The sequence below is a fragment of the Pseudomonas sp. FH1 genome, assembly GCF_000510895.2.
GTDB classification, from domain to species: domain Bacteria; phylum Pseudomonadota; class Gammaproteobacteria; order Pseudomonadales; family Pseudomonadaceae; genus Aquipseudomonas; species Aquipseudomonas azotoformans_A.
Map to the genome: position 1 here is coordinate 52,718 of NZ_AOHM01000057.1, position 20,047 is coordinate 72,764.

Consider the following 20,047-nt stretch of genomic DNA (forward strand, 5'->3'; position numbering starts at 1 on the left):
GCCAACGCTAAGCGTTGGCCTTTTTAGTTTGGCAGGCTTACCGGGATCAGAAGTCCAGGTTGGAAACCGCCAGGGCATTGCTTTCGATGAAGTCACGACGAGGCTCAACCGCATCACCCATCAGGGTGTTGAAGATCTGGTCCGCGCCAATGGCGTCTTCGATGGTCACGCGCAGCATACGACGCTGGGCTGGGTCCATGGTGGTTTCCCACAGCTGATCCGGGTTCATTTCACCCAGACCTTTGTATCGCTGGATGGTGTGGCGCTTGGTGCTTTCCGCCATCAGCCAGTCGAGGGCTTCCTTGAATTCCTTGACCTGCTTCTTGCGTTCGCCACGCTGAATATAAGCGCCGTCGTCCAACAGGGTGCTCAATTGAGCGCCCAAGGTAACCACGGTCTTGTAGTCATTGCTGCCGAAGAAATCGCGGTTGAAGGTGACGTAGTTCGACAGGCCGTGGGAGATCAGTTCGACCTCTGGCAACCACACGTTACGTTCACGGTCTTCACGCAGGCTGGCTTTGTACACCAGGCCAGACTTCTCGACAGTACGCAGGCGCACTTCGTACTGAGCCAGCCAATCCTGCATCGCTGCATGATCACCCAACTGTTCCAGGCTGACGGCCGGCAGGTAGATGAAGTGCTCGGTCAACTCCTGAGGGTACAGGCGCGACAGACGCTTGAGGGTCTTCATCACCATGCGGAAGTCGTTTACCAGACGTTCCAGCGACTCACCGGAAATGCCCGGTGCTTCGTCATTCAAGTGCAAGCTGGCATCTTCAAGGGCCGACTGCGTCATGTACTCTTCCATGGCGTCGTCGTCTTTGATGTATTGCTCTTGCTTGCCCTTTTTCACTTTGTACAACGGCGGCTGAGCGATGTAGATGTAGCCACGCTCGATCAGCTCCGGCAACTGACGGAAGAAGAAGGTCAGCAGCAGGGTACGGATGTGCGAACCGTCGACGTCAGCATCGGTCATGATGATGATGTTGTGGTAGCGCAGCTTGTCGATGTTGTATTCGTCACGGCCAATACCGCAGCCCAACGCCGTGATCAAGGTGCCGACTTCCTGGGAGGAAATCATCTTGTCGAAACGGGCCTTCTCGACGTTGAGGATCTTACCCTTCAACGGCAGGATGGCCTGGGTGCGACGGTTACGACCCTGCTTGGCGGAACCGCCAGCAGAGTCACCTTCCACCAGGTACAGTTCGGAGAGGGCAGGGTCCTTCTCCTGGCAGTCCGCCAGTTTGCCTGGCAAGCCGGCGATATCCAGCGCGCCTTTACGGCGAGTCATCTCGCGGGCTTTACGCGCGGCTTCACGGGCACGGGCAGCGTCGATCATCTTGCCGACGACCAGCTTGGCTTCGTTCGGGTTCTCCAGCAGGAAGTCGGAGAAGTACTTGCCCATCTCCTGTTCCACGGCGGTCTTCACCTCGGAAGACACCAGCTTGTCTTTCGTCTGGGAGCTGAACTTCGGATCCGGCACTTTCACCGAGATAATAGCGGTCAGGCCTTCACGCGCATCGTCACCGGTGGTGGCAACTTTGTGCTTCTTGGCCAAGCCTTCGGCTTCGATGTAGGTGTTCAAGTTACGCGTCAGTGCGGAACGGAACCCCACCAGGTGAGTACCACCGTCGCGCTGAGGAATGTTGTTGGTAAAGCACAACAGGTTCTCGTTGAAGCTGTCGTTCCACTGCAGGGCGATTTCCACGCCGATGCCGTCTTCACGCTGGATGTTGAAGTGGAACACCTGGTTGACCGCAGTCTTGTTGGTGTTCAGGTATTCAACGAACGCACGCAGGCCGCCTTCGTACTTGAACAGCTCTTCCTTGCCGCTGCGCTCGTCCTTGAGGACGATACCGACACCGGAGTTGAGGAAGGACAGTTCGCGAATCCGCTTGGCCAGGATGTCCCAGCTGAAGTGGATATTCTTGAAGGTTTCAGCCGATGGCTTGAAGTGGATCTGTGTACCGGTGGTTTCGCTGTCACCGACGATTTTCATCGGCTCTTTCGGAACACCGTGGATGTAGGTCTGTTCCCAGATCTTGCCGCTACGGCGCACGGTCAGGATCAGCTCTTCGGACAGTGCGTTCACTACCGAAACGCCCACACCGTGCAAACCGCCGGAAACTTTATAGGAGTTGTCATCGAACTTACCGCCGGCGTGGAGCACGGTCATGATGACCTCTGCCGCCGAAACGCCTTCTTCTTTATGCACGTCTACCGGAATGCCGCGACCGTTGTCGCGCACGGTAATCGACTCATCCGGGTGGATGATGATGCTGATGTCGTCGCAGTGACCGGCCAGAGCTTCGTCGATGGAGTTGTCGACCACCTCGAACACCATGTGGTGCAGACCGCTACCGTCATCAGTGTCGCCAATGTACATACCGGGACGTTTGCGTACGGCATCCAAACCTTTAAGCACTTTAATGCTGGTCGAGTCGTACGTGTTTTCTTCGCTCATGCCTTCACTCCCGATGGTCGTGGGTCTGGGTGATACGGCCTTGTTCCACGTGGAACAAAGCGACTGGCGTTTCCGTCTGCCAGCCTTCCCTCAATAATTCGTGGTCTACACAGGTGATAAACACCTGGCAGCGTAATTCTTCCAACAAGCGGCATAGCGCGCGGCGGTGTTGCTCGTCGAGTTCCGACGGCAAGTCATCCACCAGATAAATACACTGTCCGCGTCGGGCCTGGCTAACCAGATGCCCCTGGGCGATACGCAGCGCGCACACCACCAACTTCTGCTGACCACGGGACAAGATGTCCGCGGCGTTGTGAGCGCCTAATCTAAGACGCAAATCAGCCCGTTGGGGTCCGGCCTGGGTATGGCCAATTTGCTGATCCCGCTGCAAGGATGTCGCGAGCACTGCACTCAGCTCACGTTCTTTATCCCAACCACGGTAGTAACTCAGCGTCAGCCCCTCGAGATCCAACAACTCACTCAAGGTCTGCTCAAAGACTGGTTTCAAGGCTTTGATATAGGCACGGCGGTATTCATCAATTTCGTCGCTGGCCAGGCACAGTTCCCGGTCCCAGGCCGCTTGCGAAGCGGCGTCAAGTGTACCATGCCGCAGCCATGAGTTCCGCTGCCGCAGGGCCTTCTGCAGGCGCTGCCAAGTGGCCATGAAACGCGTTTCCACGTGGAACACTCCCCAATCGAGGAACTGCCTGCGGATTTTTGGCGCACCTTCCAGCAGACGGAAACTGTCGGGGTTGATCAATTGCAGCGGCAGAATCTCTGCCAACTGCGCGGCACTGCGCGCATTTTGCCCGTCAATGCGAATCTGGAACTCTCCGCCGCGATCACGGGATATCCCCAGGCTGCTGTGCCCACCTTCAGCGAGTTCGACTTGACCAAACACGGTGCACGCCAATTGCTCGTACTGAATCACCGGTAACAAGCGAGCGCTGCGAAAGGATCGGGCGAGCCCCAGCAGATGAATGGCTTCCAGCACACTGGTTTTGCCACTGCCGTTGGCGCCGTGGAGGATATTGATGCGGGGGGAGGGGGAGAAGGTCACCGGGTGCAGATTGCGCACCGCGGTGACCGAGACGCGACTGAGGGACATCTAGCTTCTGCTGAGCATGATTACAGACGCATCGGCATGACAACATACGCCGAGTCGTCGTTATCGGATTCCTGTACCAGGGCGCTGCTGTTGGAGTCCGACAGAATCAGGCGAACCTGCTCGGTAGTCATCACACCCAGTACATCCAACAGGTAGCTCACGTTGAAGCCGATTTCCAGGGAGCCGCCGTTGTAGTCGACGCCCACTTCTTCTTCCGCCTCTTCCTGCTCCGGGTTGTTCGCCTGGATTTTCAGCTGACCATTGGCCAGTTGCAGACGGATGCCACGGTACTTCTCGTTGGACAGAATCGCGGTACGGCTGAACGCCTCACGCAGGGCCTGACGATCACCCAGTACCAGCTTGTCGCCACCTTTAGGCAGCACGCGCTCGTAATCCGGGAACTTACCGTCAACCAGCTTGGAGGTGAAGGTGAACTCACCGGTGGTCGCACGAATATGGTGTTGACCCAACACGATGCTGACGTTGCCTTCCGGCTCGGTGAGCAGACGCGCCAATTCAAGGATACCTTTGCGCGGCACAATGACTTGGTGACGATCTGGCTGACCGATATCAGCGCGCATCGAGCACATGGCCAGACGGTGACCGTCGGTGGCCACAGCGCGGATGATGCCTTCCGACACTTCCAGAAGCATGCCGTTGAGGTAGTAACGCACGTCCTGCTGAGCCATGGCGAAGCTGGTGCGCTCAATCAAACGACGCAGTTTGCTCTGCTCCAGGCTGCAGGTCAGCGAACCAGGGCCTTCTTCAACGGTCGGGAAATCATTCGCCGGCAAAGTGGACAAGGTGAAGCGGCTGCGACCGGCCTTGACCACCAACTTCGCATCATCAACCTTGATGTCGATCAGCGCGTCGTTCGGCAGGCTCTTGCAGATGTCCATCAGCTTGCGCGCCGGGACGGTGATCTCGCCGGGTTCAGCGGGCTCTTCCAGCTGCACACGACCGACCAGCTCGACTTCCAGGTCAGTACCGGTCAAGGACAATTGCTGGCCTTCGACTACCAGCAATACGTTGGAAAGCACCGGCAAGGTCTGTCGGCGCTCGACGACGCCTGCGACCAGTTGCAGGGGTTTCAACAGGGCTTCGCGTTGAATGGTGAAATGCATGGTCTAGTCCCTTGCCTTAATAAGCTGCGCTGGTGTCATCAAGTGGTCAGTGTACGCAGCAGGTTCTTGTAGTCCTCGCGAATATCCGCGTCGGATTCCTTAAGTTCATTGATCTTGCGGCACGCATGCAAGACCGTGGTGTGGTCGCGTCCGCCAAACACATCACCGATTTCCGGCAGGCTGTGGTTGGTCAGCTCCTTGGAGAGCGCCATGGCCACCTGACGGGGGCGTGCCACCGAGCGCGAGCGGCGCTTGGACAGCAGGTCGGAAATCTTGATCTTGTAGTACTCGGCCACGGTGCGCTGGATGTTATCCACACTCACCAATTTGTCCTGCAGTGCCAACAAGTCCTTCAGGGATTCACGAATCAGCTCGATGGTGATGTCGCGGCCCATAAAGTGAGAGTGCGCGATGACCCGCTTGAGCGCGCCTTCCAACTCTCGCACGTTGGAGCGGATGCGTTGAGCGATGAAGAAAGCCGCATCGTGGGGCAGGTCGACTTTGGCCTGGTCGGCCTTTTTCATCAGGATCGCGACGCGGGTTTCCAGCTCCGGCGGCTCTACCGCAACGGTCAGACCCCAACCGAAGCGAGATTTCAGACGTTCTTCCAGGCCTTCGATTTCTTTCGGGTAACGGTCACTGGTCAAGATGACCTGTTGGCCACCTTCGAGCAGGGCGTTGAAGGTGTGGAAGAACTCTTCCTGGGAGCGTTCTTTGCGGGCAAAGAATTGAATGTCATCGATCAGCAACGCATCAACCGAGCGGTAGAACCGCTTGAACTCGTTGATGGCATTGAGCTGCAAGGCCTTGACCATATCGGCCACGAAGCGCTCCGAGTGCAGGTACACGACCTTGGCATTCGGGTTCTTCTTTAATAGGTGGTTACCCACAGCGTGCATCAAGTGGGTCTTACCCAAGCCAACACCGCCATAAAGGAAGAGCGGGTTGTAACCGTGCTTGGGGTTGTCAGCAACCTGCCAGGCGGCTGCGCGAGCCAGTTGGTTGGATTTACCTTCGACGAAGTTCTCGAAGGTAAAGGTGCGGTTCAGGTAGCTGGTGTGCTTGAGCGCGCCTTCGACCTGCACAGTGCGCTGTTCGGCGCGGACCGGGGCCTGTTGGGAGGCAGCACCTGCCATCGGGTCAAAGCTGTCGCGGGACGGCTCTTCATTCTCTGCTGCATTTTTCTGCGCAGAGGATTTGGAGGGCGCTGGTGCAGGCGTCGGCGCGCTGACAGCAGGTGCTGCCGCCGCCTGGGCTTGCGACGCAGCCGCGGCCAATGGCGCATTCGGCGCAGCGCGAGGCGCCGAGCTCCGTTTGCTGCCTATTAATAAGGAGAGAACAGGCGCGACGCCGTTGCCATGCTCATCGAGCAATTCGAGAACGCGGCTCAGGTACTTCTCGTTGACCCAGTCGAGAACAAAACGATTGGGCGCGTAGACACGCAACTCGTCGCCTTCGGCTTCGACCTGTAGCGGACGGATCCAGGTGTTGAATTGCTGGGCAGGCAGCTCTTCGCGCAAAAGCTCCACGCACTGCTGCCAAAGTTCCACTGACACGGATATCCCCTAAGTTGAAAGCCGGTGAGGCAAAAACAGCCGCCATTGTAGCGGCGAGCCGCCCACTTATCCACATGTAGGTTGATCAGAGGCCAGCCAAAATCAACGTGTTAACGGTGATAAATGCGACCAATGGTCTGTGCATAAGCTCTGTGGATAAGCGCCCTTGAGGTCGTTGTACAAGTGGGGGCGAAAGTCTGTGGGTAACTGGCCTGTGGATAACAACCCATTCCACCCACAGCTTATCCGACAGCGCAGCACAGGCAGAGCACCGTTTCTCCCCCGTGTTGTCATTCCCTGTACATCACGTGGAATATGGCCTAAAGGCAGTTATCCACAGATGATTGGCTGCCTAGCTTTTATAAGCTTTACAGAAAAGCTTTAAATAACTTCCTTCTTTATTTTTATGTCTATGCCCTGACCTGAGAAAGCCGAGCGGACAGAGAACGGTAAATGAGCGGCAGAGATCTAATTAAAGGAAAAGCTGGTTGGAAATTGACCTAGAGGCTTGCTTTCTCTAGAATCGCCGGTCTCTTAAAACGGGGGCCATTCCGGCCCGTTGTGGACGAACCAGGTAACAACGCCATGAAACGTACTTTCCAACCAAGCACCATCAAACGCGCCCGTACTCACGGCTTCCGTGCTCGCATGGCCACCAAGAACGGCCGTGCTGTCCTGTCGCGTCGCCGCGCCAAAGGTCGTGCGCGTCTGGCAGTTTGATAATCCGGTACTGGTGGTGAGTCAGGACTTCAGTCGGGAAAAGCGTCTGCTAACCCCCCGGCATTTCAAGGCAGTCTTTGACTCCCCCACCGGCAAGGTTCCGGGGAAAAATCTCCTGCTCCTTGCGCGTAACAACGATCTTGATCACCCCCGTCTCGGGTTGGTGATCGGCAAGAAGAGCGTAAAGCTCTCCGTTGAGCGCAATCGCCTCAAGCGTCTGATGCGCGAATCGTTTCGCCTCCACCAGGACACTCTGGTTGGTTGGGATATTGTTATCGTCGCGCGCAAAGGCTTGGGTGATGTAGAAAACCCCGAATTGATTCAGCATTTCGGCAAGCTCTGGAAACGTCTGGCGCGTACCAACAAACCAGCTCCAGTAGCCAACACCGAAACTGTAGGGGTAGACAGTACCGATGCGTAAACTGGCCCTCGTTCCGATCCAGTTTTATCGCTATGCCATTAGTCCTCTGATGGCCAGCCACTGTCGTTTCTACCCCAGTTGTTCCTGCTACGCGTTAGAGGCCATAGAAAATCATGGTCTTCTGCGCGGTGGCTGGCTGACCTTTCGTCGTTTAGGTCGCTGTCATCCGTGGAATCCCGGTGGTTATGACCCGGTTCCACCTATCCCTACCTCCCGTTCTTCTTCGATGGCCGAGTAATCATGGATATTAAACGCACGATCCTGATCGTCGCCCTGGCAATCGTGTCCTACGTCATGGTTCTTCAGTGGAACCAGGACTACGGCCAAGCTGCCCTGCCGACTCAGAATGTTGCTACCAATCAGGCTGCGCCGGCTATTCCGGACACCCCGCTGGGTAACAATGCGTCCGCGAGTGCCGATGTTCCCAGCGCGAATGGCGAGACAAGCGCCCCTTTAGAAACGCCAGTGGTCACCAATAAAGACCTCATCCACGTTAAAACGGATGTGCTCGACCTGGCTATCGACCCACAAGGTGGTGATATCGCGCAGTTGAAACTGCCGCTGTATCCACGTCGCCAAGACCATCCGGATGTTCCGTTCCAACTGTTCGATAACGGTGGTGAACGTACTTATCTGGCGCAAAGTGGCCTGACCGGCACCAACGGTCCGGATGCACGTGCTACCGGTCGTCCGGTTTATTCGACCGAACAGAAGACTTATCAACTGGCTGATGGCCAGAACCAGTTGAACGTTGACCTGAAATTCAGCCTCGACGGCGTCAACTACATCAAGCGTTTCAGCTTTACCCGTGGTCTGTACGACTTGAAGGTCACTTACCTGATCGACAACGAAAGCGACAAACCATGGAGCGGCAACCTGTTTGCCCAGCTCAAGCGTGACGCCAGTTCCGATCCTTCTTCCAGCACTGCCACCGGCACCGCGACTTACCTGGGCGCCGCCCTGTGGACAAGTAACGAGCCGTACAAAAAAGTGTCGATGAAAGATATCGACAAGGGCTCGCTGAAAGAAACCGTCCAAGGTGGCTGGGTAGCTTGGCTGCAACACTACTTTGTGACCGCCTGGATCCCGAGCAAAGGTGACGCGAACCTGGTTCAAACCCGCAAGGACAGCCAAGGCAACTACATCATTGGCTTCACTGGCCCGGCGTTGACCGTCGCACCAGGTGCCAAGGCTGAAACCAGCGCTACCCTGTATGCCGGCCCAAAAAGCCAGGCTGTGCTGAAAGAGTTGTCCCCAGGTCTGGAACTGACTGTGGATTACGGCTTCCTGTGGTTCATCGCCCAGCCGATTTTCTGGTTGCTGCAACATATCCACAGCATTGTGGGTAACTGGGGCTTCTCGATCATCTTCCTGACCATGCTGATCAAGGGGATCTTCTTCCCTCTGTCGGCAGCCAGCTACAAGTCGATGGCGCGCATGCGTGCCGTAGCACCGAAACTGGCGGCGCTGAAAGAACAACATGGCGATGACCGGCAGAAAATGTCGCAGGCCATGATGGAGCTGTACAAGAAAGAGAAGATCAACCCGCTGGGTGGTTGCTTGCCGATTCTGGTACAGATGCCGGTATTCCTGTCGCTGTACTGGGTACTCCTGGAAAGCGTGGAAATGCGCCAGGCACCGTTCATGCTGTGGATAACTGACCTGTCGATCAAAGACCCGTTCTTTATCCTGCCGATCATCATGGGCGCGACCATGTTCATCCAGCAGCGTTTGAACCCGACTCCGCCGGATCCGATGCAGGCCAAGGTAATGAAAATGATGCCAATCATCTTCACCTTCTTCTTCCTGTGGTTCCCTGCTGGTCTGGTGCTGTACTGGGTGGTCAACAACGTGTTGTCGATCTCTCAACAGTGGTACATCACACGTAAGATCGAAGCGGCTACCGCAAAAGCCTCTGCGTAATTTACTCTGTGGATAACCACTCAAGACGCCCCCTAGTGGGGCGTTTTGCTTTCCGTCACTTTAGTTCTGGAACCTGCTGATGAGCGCTCCTCGTGAAACCATCGCTGCTGTCGCTACCGCTCAGGGTCGCGGCGGTGTCGGTATCGTTCGTATCTCCGGACCGCTCGCCGGTAAGGCGGCCGAGGCTATCAGCGGCCGCGAGTTGAAGCCGCGATATGCCCATTACGGGCCATTCCTCGATGCCGACAAAAGTGTGTTGGATGAGGGGCTGGCGATTTACTTCCCGGGGCCAAACTCATTCACCGGCGAAGATGTCCTGGAATTGCAGGGTCACGGCGGCCCGGTTGTGCTGGATATGTTGTTGCAGCGTTGCCTGCAATTGGGCTGCCGCTTGGCTCGCCCAGGAGAGTTCAGTGAACGCGCCTTCCTGAACGACAAACTCGACCTCGCCCAGGCCGAAGCCATCGCTGACTTGATCGAAGCCAGTTCTGCACAGGCAGCACGCAATGCACTGCGCTCGCTGCAGGGTGCGTTTTCCCTGCGTGTGCATAACCTGACCGAGCAGTTGATCAGCCTGCGTATCTACGTCGAGGCGGCAATTGATTTCCCGGAGGAAGAAATCGATTTTCTCGCCGATGGCCACGTCTTGGCGATGCTGGATAAAGTCCGCGATGAGTTATCCACAGTACTGCGTGAAGCCGGGCAGGGCGCTTTGTTGCGCGATGGCATGACCGTGGTGATTGCCGGTCGGCCCAATGCCGGCAAATCCAGCCTGCTCAACGCCCTGGCGGGGCGTGAAGCGGCGATTGTTACCGAGATCGCTGGCACGACGCGGGATATCCTGCGTGAACATATCCACATCGACGGTATGCCCCTGCACGTGGTCGACACCGCTGGCTTGCGCGATACCGATGACCAGGTGGAAAAGATTGGCGTAGAACGAGCGCTCAAAGCCATCAGTGAAGCGGATCGGGTGCTGTTGGTGGTCGATGCCACCGCGCCTGAGGCCGTGGACCCTTTTGCACTGTGGCCGGAATTCCTTGAGCAACGACCGGACCCGGCGAAAGTCACCTTGATCCGTAACAAGGCCGACCTGACCGGTGAGGCCATTGCCATGGAAACCAGCGCCGATGGCCATGTCACCATCAGCCTGAGCGCGAAAGCGGCAGGGGATGGTCTGGAGTTGCTACGCGAGCACCTCAAGGCCTGCATGGGCTACGAGCAGACCTCGGAAAGCAGCTTCAGCGCACGCCGCAGGCATCTGGAGGCGTTGCGCCATGCGAGCGCAGCGTTGGAGCACGGCCGGGCACAGCTGACCTTGGCGGGCGCAGGGGAGCTGCTGGCTGAGGATTTACGTCAGGCACAGCAACTGTTGGGCGAAATCACCGGCGCATTTAGCTCCGACGATCTACTGGGGCGGATTTTTTCCAGCTTCTGTATCGGTAAATAACCCCTCGTTGCCCATAGACAGGCCATTCGCGCCTGTCTATTTCGCCCACTTCAGGGCATTTCAATCCATTTTTTGAGCGACTCCACTGGTTGTGGCGGCTTTTGCGTGGGCGTCATTTGGTCGCGCAGGCACTTTTCTGTGGATTAAGCCCTGTGAATAACCGCCTCTGTGCCCAGTTGATAACAGGGCCTGAAACCTGAGTAAAAAACCGCCTGTGGATAAGCCCCTGTTTAATCCACAGGCTTAAAGCACTTATCCAAGCCCCTCATTGGCACATGACCACAGACTTTTGAATCGCTGTACACAACGTAAACAAAGGCCTGTAGAGATCTATCCACAGAAAGTTAGCTACATAGAAATAAACATAAAAACAAAGATCTAATAAATTTCTCTCTTTTAATTTCTATTGTCTGTGATTCATCCACAGCTGGTTAAATTTTGTGCAAAGGGTTCTTTAGGATGGGCTAAGTCCCTATACTTGCAGCCATTGCTCCAAAACCCTTTCAACAGACAATTCCTGATTACCTACATAAGCAGGCACGAGGTGCGTGGTGGATTTCCCTTCCCGTTTTGAAGTGATCGTCATCGGCGGCGGTCATGCCGGTACCGAGGCAGCACTGGCGTCAGCACGCATGGGCGTAAAAACCCTGTTGTTGACGCATAACGTGGAAACCCTCGGAGCGATGAGTTGCAACCCTGCCATTGGTGGGATCGGCAAAAGCCATCTGGTCAAGGAAATCGATGCCCTTGGCGGCGTGATGGCCATGGCTACCGATAAGGGTGGTATTCAATTTCGCGTGCTCAACAGCCGCAAAGGCCCCGCCGTACGGGCTACCCGGGCTCAAGCCGACCGTATCCTGTACAAGGCGGCCGTGCGCGAAACCCTGGAAAACCAGCCGAACCTGTGGATATTTCAACAAGCCGCGGATGACCTGATCGTCGAACAAGACCTGGTACGGGGTGTTGTCACGCAAATGGGCCTGCGTTTCTTCGCAGAATCCGTGGTGTTAACCACCGGGACGTTCCTCGGCGGACTTATCCACATCGGTATGCAGAACTATTCCGGCGGTCGCGCCGGTGATCCGCCGTCGATTGCCCTGGCAAAACGCCTGCGTGAATTACCGCTGCGTGTCGGCCGCCTGAAAACCGGGACTCCGCCGCGTATCGACGGGCGTTCTGTGGATTTCTCGGTGATGACCGAACAGGCCGGCGACACGCCGATTCCGGTCATGTCGTTCATGGGCTCCAAAGAGCAGCACCCGAAACAGGTGAGCTGCTGGATCACCCACACCAATGCCCGCACCCACGAAATCATTGCCGCGAACCTCGACCGTTCGCCGATGTACTCCGGGGTAATCGAAGGGATCGGCCCGCGTTATTGCCCATCGATCGAAGACAAGATCCACCGCTTTGCCGATAAGGAAAGCCACCAGGTGTTCATCGAGCCCGAAGGCTTGACCACCCATGAGCTGTACCCGAACGGGATTTCCACTTCCCTGCCGTTCGACGTGCAAATCCAGATCGTGCAATCGATCCGTGGCATGGAAAACGCACACATCGTGCGTCCGGGCTACGCCATCGAATACGACTACTTCGACCCGCGCGACCTGAAGTACAGCCTGGAAACCAAAGTGATTGGCGGTCTGTTCTTCGCCGGCCAAATCAACGGCACTACCGGTTACGAAGAAGCCGGCGCCCAAGGTTTGCTGGCCGGAACCAACGCAGCATTGCGTGCACAAGGCAAAGACAGCTGGTGCCCGCGTCGCGACGAAGCGTATATCGGCGTACTGGTCGATGACCTGATCACCCTGGGCACCCAGGAACCGTACCGGATGTTCACTTCCCGGGCGGAATACCGTTTGATCCTGCGCGAAGACAACGCTGACCTGCGTCTGACCGAAAAAGGTCGTGAGCTGGGCTTGGTCGATGACGCGCGTTGGGAAGCCTTCTGCAAAAAACGCGAAAGCATTGCGTTGGAAGAACAGCGTCTGAAAAGCACCTGGGTTCGCCCTGGCACCGAACAAGGCGACGCGATCGCTGAAAAATTCGGCACGCCGCTGACCCACGAATACAACTTGCTCAACCTGCTGTCGCGTCCGGAAATCGACTACGCTGGTCTGGTCGAAGTGACCGGCCAGGGCGCAGAAGATCCCCAGGTCGCCGAGCAGGTCGAAATCAAGACCAAATACGCCGGTTACATTGACCGCCAACAGGACGAGATCGCTCGCCTGCGCGCCAGTGAAGACACCAAGCTGCCTGCGGATATCGATTACACCGGGATTTCCGGGCTGTCGAAAGAAATCCAAAGCAAGCTGGGGATAACTCGCCCCGAGACATTGGGCCAGGCTTCACGTATCCCCGGCGTCACTCCGGCAGCCATTTCGCTGTTGATGATTCATTTGAAAAAACGCGGCGCGGGCCGTCAGTTGGAGCAAAGCGCTTGAGTTCGTTGGTCACCTCGCAACACGCAGAAGAGTTATCCACAGGTGCACGCCAGTTGGGCGTCGACCTGACCGAAACCCAGCATGAGTTGCTGTTGGGGTATTTGGCGTTGTTGATCAAATGGAACAAGGCTTACAACCTGACCGCGGTGCGTGATCCCGACGAAATGGTGTCCCGTCACTTGCTCGACAGCTTGAGCGTGATGCCCTTCATCGAAAACGGTCGCTGGTTGGACGTGGGCAGTGGCGGCGGTATGCCTGGCATTCCGTTGGCCATCCTGTTTCCCGAGTCCCAAGTGACCTGCCTGGACAGCAACGGCAAGAAAACCCGCTTCCTGACCCAGGTCAAACTCGAACTCAAGCTGGATAACCTGCACGTTATCCACAGTCGCGTCGAAGCCTTCACGCCTGAACAGCCTTTCAACGGAATTGTTTCCAGGGCCTTCAGCAGCATGGAGAACTTCAGCAACTGGACACGCCACCTCGGCGACCGCGATACGCGCTGGCTGGCAATGAAGGGCGTCCATCCAAGCGATGAGCTGTTAGCATTGCCGGCAGACTTCCACCTCGATAGCGAACACGCCTTGGCCGTACCCGGTTGCCAAGGCCAACGCCATCTGCTGATACTGCGCCGCACGGCATGATTGGGAACACAAGCAAGAATGGCTAAGGTATTCGCGATAGCGAACCAGAAAGGTGGCGTGGGCAAAACCACCACCTGCATCAACCTCGCAGCATCCCTGGTCGCCACCAAGCGCCGGGTGCTGTTGATCGATCTCGATCCACAGGGCAACGCCACCATGGGTAGCGGTGTGGATAAACACGGCCTGGAAAACTCGGTCTACGACTTGCTGATTGGCGAGTGTGACCTGGCCCAGGCCATGCACTACTCCGAACACGGTGGTTATCAACTGCTGCCGGCCAACCGCGATTTGACCGCGGCGGAAGTGGTGCTGCTGGAAATGCAGATGAAGGAAAGCCGTCTGCGCAGCGCCTTGGCGCCGATCCGCGAGAATTACGATTACATTTTGATCGACTGCCCACCGTCGCTGTCGATGCTGACGCTGAATGCGTTGGTGGCCGCCGATGGGGTGATTATCCCCATGCAGTGCGAGTACTACGCACTGGAAGGGTTGAGCGACCTTGTGGATAACATCAAGCGCATCGCCGAGTTGCTCAATCCGAACCTGCAGATCGAAGGCCTGCTGCGGACCATGTTCGATCCGCGCCTGAGCCTGATGAACGATGTGTCGGCGCAGCTCAAGGAACACTTTGGTGATCAGCTTTACGACACCGTGATCCCGCGCAACATCCGTCTGGCCGAAGCGCCAAGCTACGGCATGCCCGCGCTGGCGTACGACAAGTCCTCGCGCGGCGCCATTGCCTACCTGGCCCTGGCTGGCGAGATGGTTCGCCGTCAACGCCGCAACTCACGCACCGCTGCAGCCCAGCCAACTTAAGGAATCCCCATGGCCGTCAAGAAACGAGGTCTCGGACGTGGACTGGATGCACTGTTGAGTGGTCCGACCGTCACATCGCTTGAAGAACAAGCGGTGCAGGCCGACGAGCGCGAGCTGCAACACCTGCCCCTGGACTTGATCCAGCGCGGCAAATACCAGCCACGCCGGGACATGGATCCCCAGGCGCTGGAGGAACTGGCCAATTCGATCAAGGCCCAGGGCGTGATGCAGCCGATTGTGGTTCGCCCGATTGGCGGCGGCCGCTTTGAAATCATCGCCGGTGAGCGGCGCTGGCGCGCAAGCCAGCAGGCCGGTAAGGAAACCATCCCAGCGATGGTGCGCGACGTACCAGATGAAACCGCCATCGCCATGGCGTTGATCGAAAACATCCAGCGCGAAGACCTCAACCCGATCGAGGAAGCGATCGCCCTGCAGCGTTTGCAGCAGGAGTTCCAGCTGACCCAGCAACAAGTGGCCGAGGCGGTGGGTAAATCCCGCGTGACCGTGTCCAACTTGCTGCGTTTGATAGCGCTGCCGGAAGTCATCAAGACCATGTTGTCCCACGGCGACCTGGAGATGGGGCACGCCCGTGCTTTGCTCGGTTTGCCGGAAAATCAACAGGTTGAAGGGGCGCGACACGTTGTCGCACGGGGGCTCACCGTTCGCCAGACCGAGGCGCTGGTTCGCCAGTGGCTCAGCGGCAAACCTGCACCGGTCGAAACGGCCAAACCTGATCCGGATATCGCCCGTCTCGAGCAGCGCCTGGCCGAGCGCCTGGGCTCTGCGGTGCAAATTCGCCACGGCAAGAAAGGCAAAGGGCAATTGGTCATCGGTTATAACTCGCTCGATGAGCTCCAGGGCGTCCTTGCCCACATCCGCTGAAACATTTGCTTATGTAGCGTGTGATCGGAAATCACTACCCGACAGTTGAATAGGGGCAGAACCGCCCCTATACTCTGCGCGCATTTTGTCGGCACAAATTATGCCAAGTTATTGATTTCCGGCAGCCGACCATTGAGGAGCAAGAGTGATGGAAACCCGCACGCCAAACACGTTGCCGTTCCATCGCTTGGCCGTTTTTCCGGTTTTATTGGCTCAATTTGTCATTTTGCTGATCGCCGCATTGGCGCTTTGGTATTGGCATGGAGTCGTTGCCGGATATTCAGGACTCTGCGGAGGCCTGATAGCCTTGCTGCCCAATATGTATTTTGCTCACAGGGCCTTTCGGTTTTCCGGCGCCCGAGCAGCCCAGGCTATCGTCCGGTCATTTTATGCCGGCGAGGCAGGGAAACTGATTTTGACGGCAGTGCTGTTTGCACTGACCTTTGCAGGTGTGAAGCCATTGGCGCCGCTGGCTGTATTCGGCGTCTTCGTGTTGACCCAACTGGTCAGCTGGTTCGCTCCCCTGCTAATGAAAACAAGACTTTCGAAACCTTAGGGCGTTTGAGGCAACCATGGCAGAAACAACCGCTTCGGGCTATATCCAGCACCACTTGCAGAACCTGACCTTCGGTCAGCTTCCTAATGGCGGCTGGGGCTTTGCCCACTCCGCAGCAGAGGCCAAAGAAATGGGCTTCTGGGCTTTCCACCTGGATACTCTGGGCTGGTCGGTCGCATTGGGTCTGATCTTCGTCTTCATTTTCCGCATGGCGGCAAAGAAGGCGACTTCCGGTCAACCAGGTGCTTTGCAGAACTTCGTTGAAGTACTGGTCGAATTCGTCGATGGCAGCGTGAAAGACAGCTTCCATGGCCGTAGCCCGGTGATCGCACCGCTGGCACTGACCATCTTCGTCTGGGTGTTCCTGATGAACGCCGTCGACCTGATCCCGGTTGACTGGATTCCTCAGCTGGCCATGGCGATCAGCGGCGACCCGCACATTCCATTCCGTGCCGTATCGACCACTGACCCGAACGCTACCCTGGGCATGGCCCTGTCGGTCTTCGCGTTGATCATTTTCTACAGCATCAAGATCAAGGGCATCGGCGGCTTCATCGGCGAACTGACCCTGCACCCGTTCGGCAGCAAGAACATCTTCGTTCAAGCCCTGCTGATCCCGGTGAACTTCCTGCTGGAATTCGTGACGCTGATCGCCAAGCCGATTTCCCTGGCTCTGCGACTGTTCGGCAACATGTATGCCGGCGAGCTGGTGTTCATTCTGATCGCTGTGATGTTCGGCAGCGGCCTGCTCTGGCTTAGCGGCCTGGGCATTGTTCTGCAGTGGGCGTGGGCTGTGTTCCACATCCTGATCATCACCCTGCAGGCCTTCATCTTCATGATGCTGACCATCGTCTACCTGTCGATGGCGCACGAAGAGAACCATTAAGACCAGTCTCGACTAGTCTGATGTCCTTCCCGGTCAAACGGGAAGGTAGGCCCTACCGGGCTATGAAACGATTTGTTTTACCGCTTTAAAATCTAAAAAACCTAAACCATACGACGTAAAAGTCGGGAGGAAAGATGGAAACTGTAGTTGGTCTAACCGCTATCGCTGTTGCACTGTTGATCGGCCTGGGCGCCCTGGGTACTGCCATTGGTTTCGGCCTGCTGGGCGGCAAGTTCCTGGAAGGCGCAGCGCGTCAGCCAGAAATGGTTCCAATGCTGCAAGTTAAAATGTTCATCGTCGCCGGCCTGCTCGACGCCGTGACCATGATCGGTGTTGGTATCGCTCTGTTCTTCACCTTCGCGAACCCTTTCGTTGGTCAACTCGCCGGTTAATCACTCGTCTTTTCGAGTGATTGGTGTGTTGTGCAACGAATGAGCGAGGTATTGGCGTGAACATTAATGCAACCATTATTGGTCAGTCCTTAGCGTTCTTGATTTTTGTCGTTTTCTGCATGAAGTTCGTATGGCCTCCGGTCATCGCAGCTCTGCACGAACGTCAGAAGAAGATCGCGGATGGGCTGGACGCTGCAGCACGAGCAGCTCGCGACCTGGAGTTGGCCCAAGATAAAGCGGGTCAACAACTGCGCGAAGCGAAAGCTCAAGCAGCCGAAATCATTGAGCAAGCCAAGAAACGCGGTAACCAGATCGTTGAAGAGGCTGTTGAAAAAGCCCGTATCGACGCTGACCGTGTGAAGGTTCAGGCTCAGGCCGAGATCGAGCAGGAACTGAACGGTGTCAAAGATGCGCTGCGTGCCCAACTGGGTGCTCTGGCCGTCGGCGGTGCTGAGAAGATCCTGGGTGCCACAATCGATCAAAACGCGCACGCGGAGCTGGTAAACAAACTGGCTGCTGAAATTTAAGCGAGGGCGATCATGGCAGAATTGACCACGTTGGCCCGACCTTACGCTAAGGCAGCCTTCGAGCACGCCCAGGCCCACCAGCAGCTGGCCTCTTGGTCAGCCATGCTCGGCCTGGCTGCAGCAGTGTCGCAAGACGACACCATGCAGCGCGTGCTCAAGGCCCCGCGACTGACGAGCGCAGACAAGGCCGCCACTTTTATTGAAGTGTGCGGCGACAAGTTCGATGTGAAGGTACAGAACTTCATCCACGTCGTTGCCGAAAACGACCGTCTCCTGCTTCTGCCGGAGATTGCCGCTCTGTTCGACCTGTACAAGGCCGAGCAAGAGAAGTCGGTAGACGTTGAAGTGACCAGTGCTTTTGCATTGAACCAAGAACAGCAAGACAAACTCGCCAAGGTTCTCAGTGCACGACTCGACCGGGAAGTGCGCCTGCAAGTTGCGGAAGACAAGTCCCTCATTGGGGGCATTGTCATTCGCGCCGGCGACCTGGTTATCGATGGCTCGATTCGCGGCAAACTCGCGAATCTTGCCGAAGCATTGAAATCTTGAGTTTGAAGGGGCAGCAGAGCAATGCAGCAACTCAATCCTTCCGAAATAAGTGAAATTATCAAGGGCCGCATCGACAAGCTCGATGTGACCTCCCAAGCCCGTAACGAAGGCACTGTCGTCAGCGTATCTGACGGTATCGTGCGGATTCACGGTCTGGCCGACGTAATGTCCGGCGAGATGATCGAGTTTCCGGGCGGCGTCTTCGGTATGGCCCTCAACCTGGAGCAGGACTCCGTAGGTGCCGTAATCCTGGGCGCTTACCAGTCTCTGGCTGAAGGCATGAGCGCCAAGTGCACAGGCCGCATCCTGGAGGTTCCGGTTGGTAAGGAACTGCTGGGTCGCGTAGTCGACGCACTGGGTAACCCTGTTGACGGCAAAGGTCCACTGGGCAACACCGAGACCGACGCGGTCGAGAAAGTTGCTCCAGGCGTGATCTGGCGTAAGTCGGTAGACCAGCCTGTACAGACTGGCTACAAGGCTGTCGATGCCATGATCCCTGTCGGCCGTGGCCAGCGTGAGCTGATCATCGGTGACCGTCAGATCGGTAAAACCGCTCTGGCGATCGACGCGATCATCAACCAGAAAGACAGCGGCATTTTCTGCGTCTACGTAGCCATTGGTCAGAAGCAATCGACCATCGCCAACGTGGTTCGCAAGCTGGAAGAGAACGGCGCACTGAAAAACACGATCATCGTGGCTGCCAGTGCTTCGGAATCGCCTGCACTGCAATACCTGGCACCGTATGCCGGTTGCACCATGGGTGAATTCTTCCGCGACCGCGGTGAAGACGCGCTGATCGTTTATGACGATCTGTCCAAGCAAGCAGTGGCTTACCGCCAGATTTCCCTGCTGCTGCGCCGTCCACCAGGCCGTGAAGCTTACCCAGGCGACGTGTTCTATCTCCACTCCCGTCTGCTGGAACGCGCATCCCGCGTTTCGGAAGAGTACGTAGAGAAGTTCACCAACGGCGCAGTGACCGGCAAAACCGGTTCCCTGACCGCACTGCCGATCATCGAAACCCAGGCTGGCGACGTTTCCGCGTTCGTTCCGACCAACGTGATTTCCATCACCGACGGTCAGATCTTCCTGGAATCGGCCATGTTCAACTCAGGCATCCGTCCTGCAGTGAACGCCGGTGTTTCGGTATCCCGTGTGGGTGGTGCCGCTCAGACCAAGATCATCAAGAAGCTCTCCGGTGGTATCCGTACCGCTCTGGCTCAGTACCGTGAACTGGCGGCATTCGCCCAGTTCGCTTCTGACCTGGACGAAGCGACCCGTAAGCAACTTGAGCATGGTCAGCGCGTTACCGAGCTGATGAAGCAGAAGCAATACGCCCCAATGTCGATCGCTGACATGGCGTTGTCGCTGTATGCCGCTGAGCGTGGGTTCCTGACTGACGTCGAAATCGCCAAGGTCGGCAGCTTTGAACAAGCGCTGATTGCTTACTTCAACCGCGATCACGCCGACTTGTTGGCCAAGATCAACGTGAAGGGTGACTTCAATGACGAAATCGACGCTGGCCTCAAAGCCGGTATCGAGAAGTTCAAGGCCACCCAAACCTGGTAAGCCGCAGCGGGAGCCGCAAGGC

At 56.9% G+C, this 20,047-nt stretch carries 19 protein-coding genes; 15 read left to right on the forward strand and 4 right to left on the reverse strand.

Features of this window, described 5'->3' with window-relative positions; translation table 11 throughout:
* Positions 1-46: 46 nt before the first annotated feature.
* The 4 genes from gyrB to dnaA are packed head-to-tail and all read right to left on the reverse strand — an operon-like array spanning position 47 to position 6,252.
* Positions 47-2,464, reverse strand: coding sequence for a DNA topoisomerase (ATP-hydrolyzing) subunit B (gene gyrB / locus H096_RS17795; RefSeq protein ID WP_016978723.1), 2,418 nt, complete (start codon positions 2,462-2,464; stop codon positions 47-49).
* Between the two features lie 4 nt (positions 2,465-2,468).
* The gene (gene recF, locus H096_RS17800; protein ID WP_033900481.1) at positions 2,469-3,572 is read right to left on the reverse strand and encodes a DNA replication/repair protein RecF; all 1,104 of its coding nucleotides are present in this window, start codon (positions 3,570-3,572) and stop codon (positions 2,469-2,471) included.
* Between the two features lie 20 nt (positions 3,573-3,592).
* Complete coding sequence (dnaN, locus tag H096_RS17805) at positions 3,593-4,696, reverse strand: DNA polymerase III subunit beta (RefSeq protein WP_016970682.1); 1,104 nt, start codon at positions 4,694-4,696, stop codon at positions 3,593-3,595.
* A gap of 38 nt (positions 4,697-4,734) precedes the next feature.
* Positions 4,735-6,252, reverse strand: a complete 1,518-nt coding sequence (gene dnaA / locus H096_RS17810; RefSeq protein WP_033900482.1) for a chromosomal replication initiator protein DnaA — start codon at positions 6,250-6,252, stop codon at positions 4,735-4,737.
* A gap of 585 nt (positions 6,253-6,837) precedes the next feature.
* Between dnaA and rpmH the strand changes: the two genes are divergently transcribed.
* The 15 genes from rpmH to atpA all read left to right on the forward strand — a co-directional run bounded on the left by rpmH (position 6,838) and on the right by atpA (position 20,025).
* Positions 6,838-6,972 carry a 50S ribosomal protein L34 gene (gene rpmH / locus H096_RS17815; RefSeq protein ID WP_003213577.1) on the forward strand — a complete coding sequence of 45 codons (135 nt, stop codon included), beginning with the start codon at positions 6,838-6,840 and terminating at the stop codon, positions 6,970-6,972.
* Positions 6,973-6,988: 16 nt separating this feature from the next.
* Positions 6,989-7,393 (forward strand): ribonuclease P protein component, encoded by a 405-nt coding sequence (gene rnpA / locus H096_RS33355; RefSeq protein ID WP_016978720.1) that lies wholly within the window; start codon positions 6,989-6,991, stop codon positions 7,391-7,393.
* On the forward strand, positions 7,386-7,631 hold the full coding sequence (gene yidD, locus H096_RS33360; protein ID WP_010207715.1) for a membrane protein insertion efficiency factor YidD: 246 nt from the start codon (positions 7,386-7,388) through the stop codon (positions 7,629-7,631). Before rnpA ends, yidD begins: the two co-directional genes overlap by 8 nt.
* Before the next feature lie 2 nt (positions 7,632-7,633).
* Positions 7,634-9,316, forward strand: a complete 1,683-nt coding sequence (gene yidC, locus H096_RS17825) for a membrane protein insertase YidC (RefSeq protein ID WP_016978719.1) — start codon at positions 7,634-7,636, stop codon at positions 9,314-9,316.
* 79 nt (positions 9,317-9,395) lie between these two features.
* On the forward strand, positions 9,396-10,766 hold the full coding sequence (mnmE, locus tag H096_RS17830; protein WP_033900487.1) for a tRNA uridine-5-carboxymethylaminomethyl(34) synthesis GTPase MnmE: 1,371 nt from the start codon (positions 9,396-9,398) through the stop codon (positions 10,764-10,766).
* Between the two features lie 551 nt (positions 10,767-11,317).
* Positions 11,318-13,210, forward strand: coding sequence for a tRNA uridine-5-carboxymethylaminomethyl(34) synthesis enzyme MnmG (mnmG, locus tag H096_RS17835; RefSeq protein ID WP_033900489.1), 1,893 nt, complete (start codon positions 11,318-11,320; stop codon positions 13,208-13,210).
* Positions 13,207-13,851, forward strand: a complete 645-nt coding sequence (rsmG, locus tag H096_RS17840; RefSeq protein WP_033900490.1) for a 16S rRNA (guanine(527)-N(7))-methyltransferase RsmG — start codon at positions 13,207-13,209, stop codon at positions 13,849-13,851. The genes mnmG and rsmG overlap by 4 nt, the downstream gene beginning before the upstream one ends.
* 18 nt (positions 13,852-13,869) lie before the next feature.
* Positions 13,870-14,667, forward strand: a complete 798-nt coding sequence (locus tag H096_RS17845; RefSeq protein WP_016978715.1) for a ParA family protein — start codon at positions 13,870-13,872, stop codon at positions 14,665-14,667.
* A gap of 9 nt (positions 14,668-14,676) precedes the next feature.
* Positions 14,677-15,549, forward strand: a complete 873-nt coding sequence (locus tag H096_RS17850; protein ID WP_016970690.1) for a ParB/RepB/Spo0J family partition protein — start codon at positions 14,677-14,679, stop codon at positions 15,547-15,549.
* Between the two features lie 148 nt (positions 15,550-15,697).
* The gene (locus H096_RS17855; protein ID WP_010565865.1) at positions 15,698-16,105 is read left to right on the forward strand and encodes a F0F1 ATP synthase subunit I; all 408 of its coding nucleotides are present in this window, start codon (positions 15,698-15,700) and stop codon (positions 16,103-16,105) included.
* Between the two features lie 16 nt (positions 16,106-16,121).
* Positions 16,122-16,991: a F0F1 ATP synthase subunit A gene (atpB, locus tag H096_RS17860; protein WP_016978714.1), complete on the forward strand. Its 870-nt coding sequence runs from the start codon at positions 16,122-16,124 to the stop codon at positions 16,989-16,991.
* Between the two features lie 134 nt (positions 16,992-17,125).
* The gene (gene atpE / locus H096_RS17865) at positions 17,126-17,383 is read left to right on the forward strand and encodes a F0F1 ATP synthase subunit C (protein WP_002555987.1); all 258 of its coding nucleotides are present in this window, start codon (positions 17,126-17,128) and stop codon (positions 17,381-17,383) included.
* Between the two features lie 56 nt (positions 17,384-17,439).
* Entirely contained in the window at positions 17,440-17,910 is a 471-nt protein-coding gene (locus H096_RS17870) for a F0F1 ATP synthase subunit B (RefSeq protein ID WP_008439543.1), read from the forward strand.
* A 12-nt stretch (positions 17,911-17,922) separates the two neighbouring features.
* Positions 17,923-18,459 (forward strand): F0F1 ATP synthase subunit delta, encoded by a 537-nt coding sequence (locus H096_RS17875; RefSeq protein ID WP_010207689.1) that lies wholly within the window; start codon positions 17,923-17,925, stop codon positions 18,457-18,459.
* 21 nt (positions 18,460-18,480) lie between these two features.
* On the forward strand, positions 18,481-20,025 hold the full coding sequence (atpA, locus tag H096_RS17880) for a F0F1 ATP synthase subunit alpha (RefSeq protein ID WP_010207686.1): 1,545 nt from the start codon (positions 18,481-18,483) through the stop codon (positions 20,023-20,025).
* The last annotated feature ends 22 nt before the right edge of the window (positions 20,026-20,047 follow it).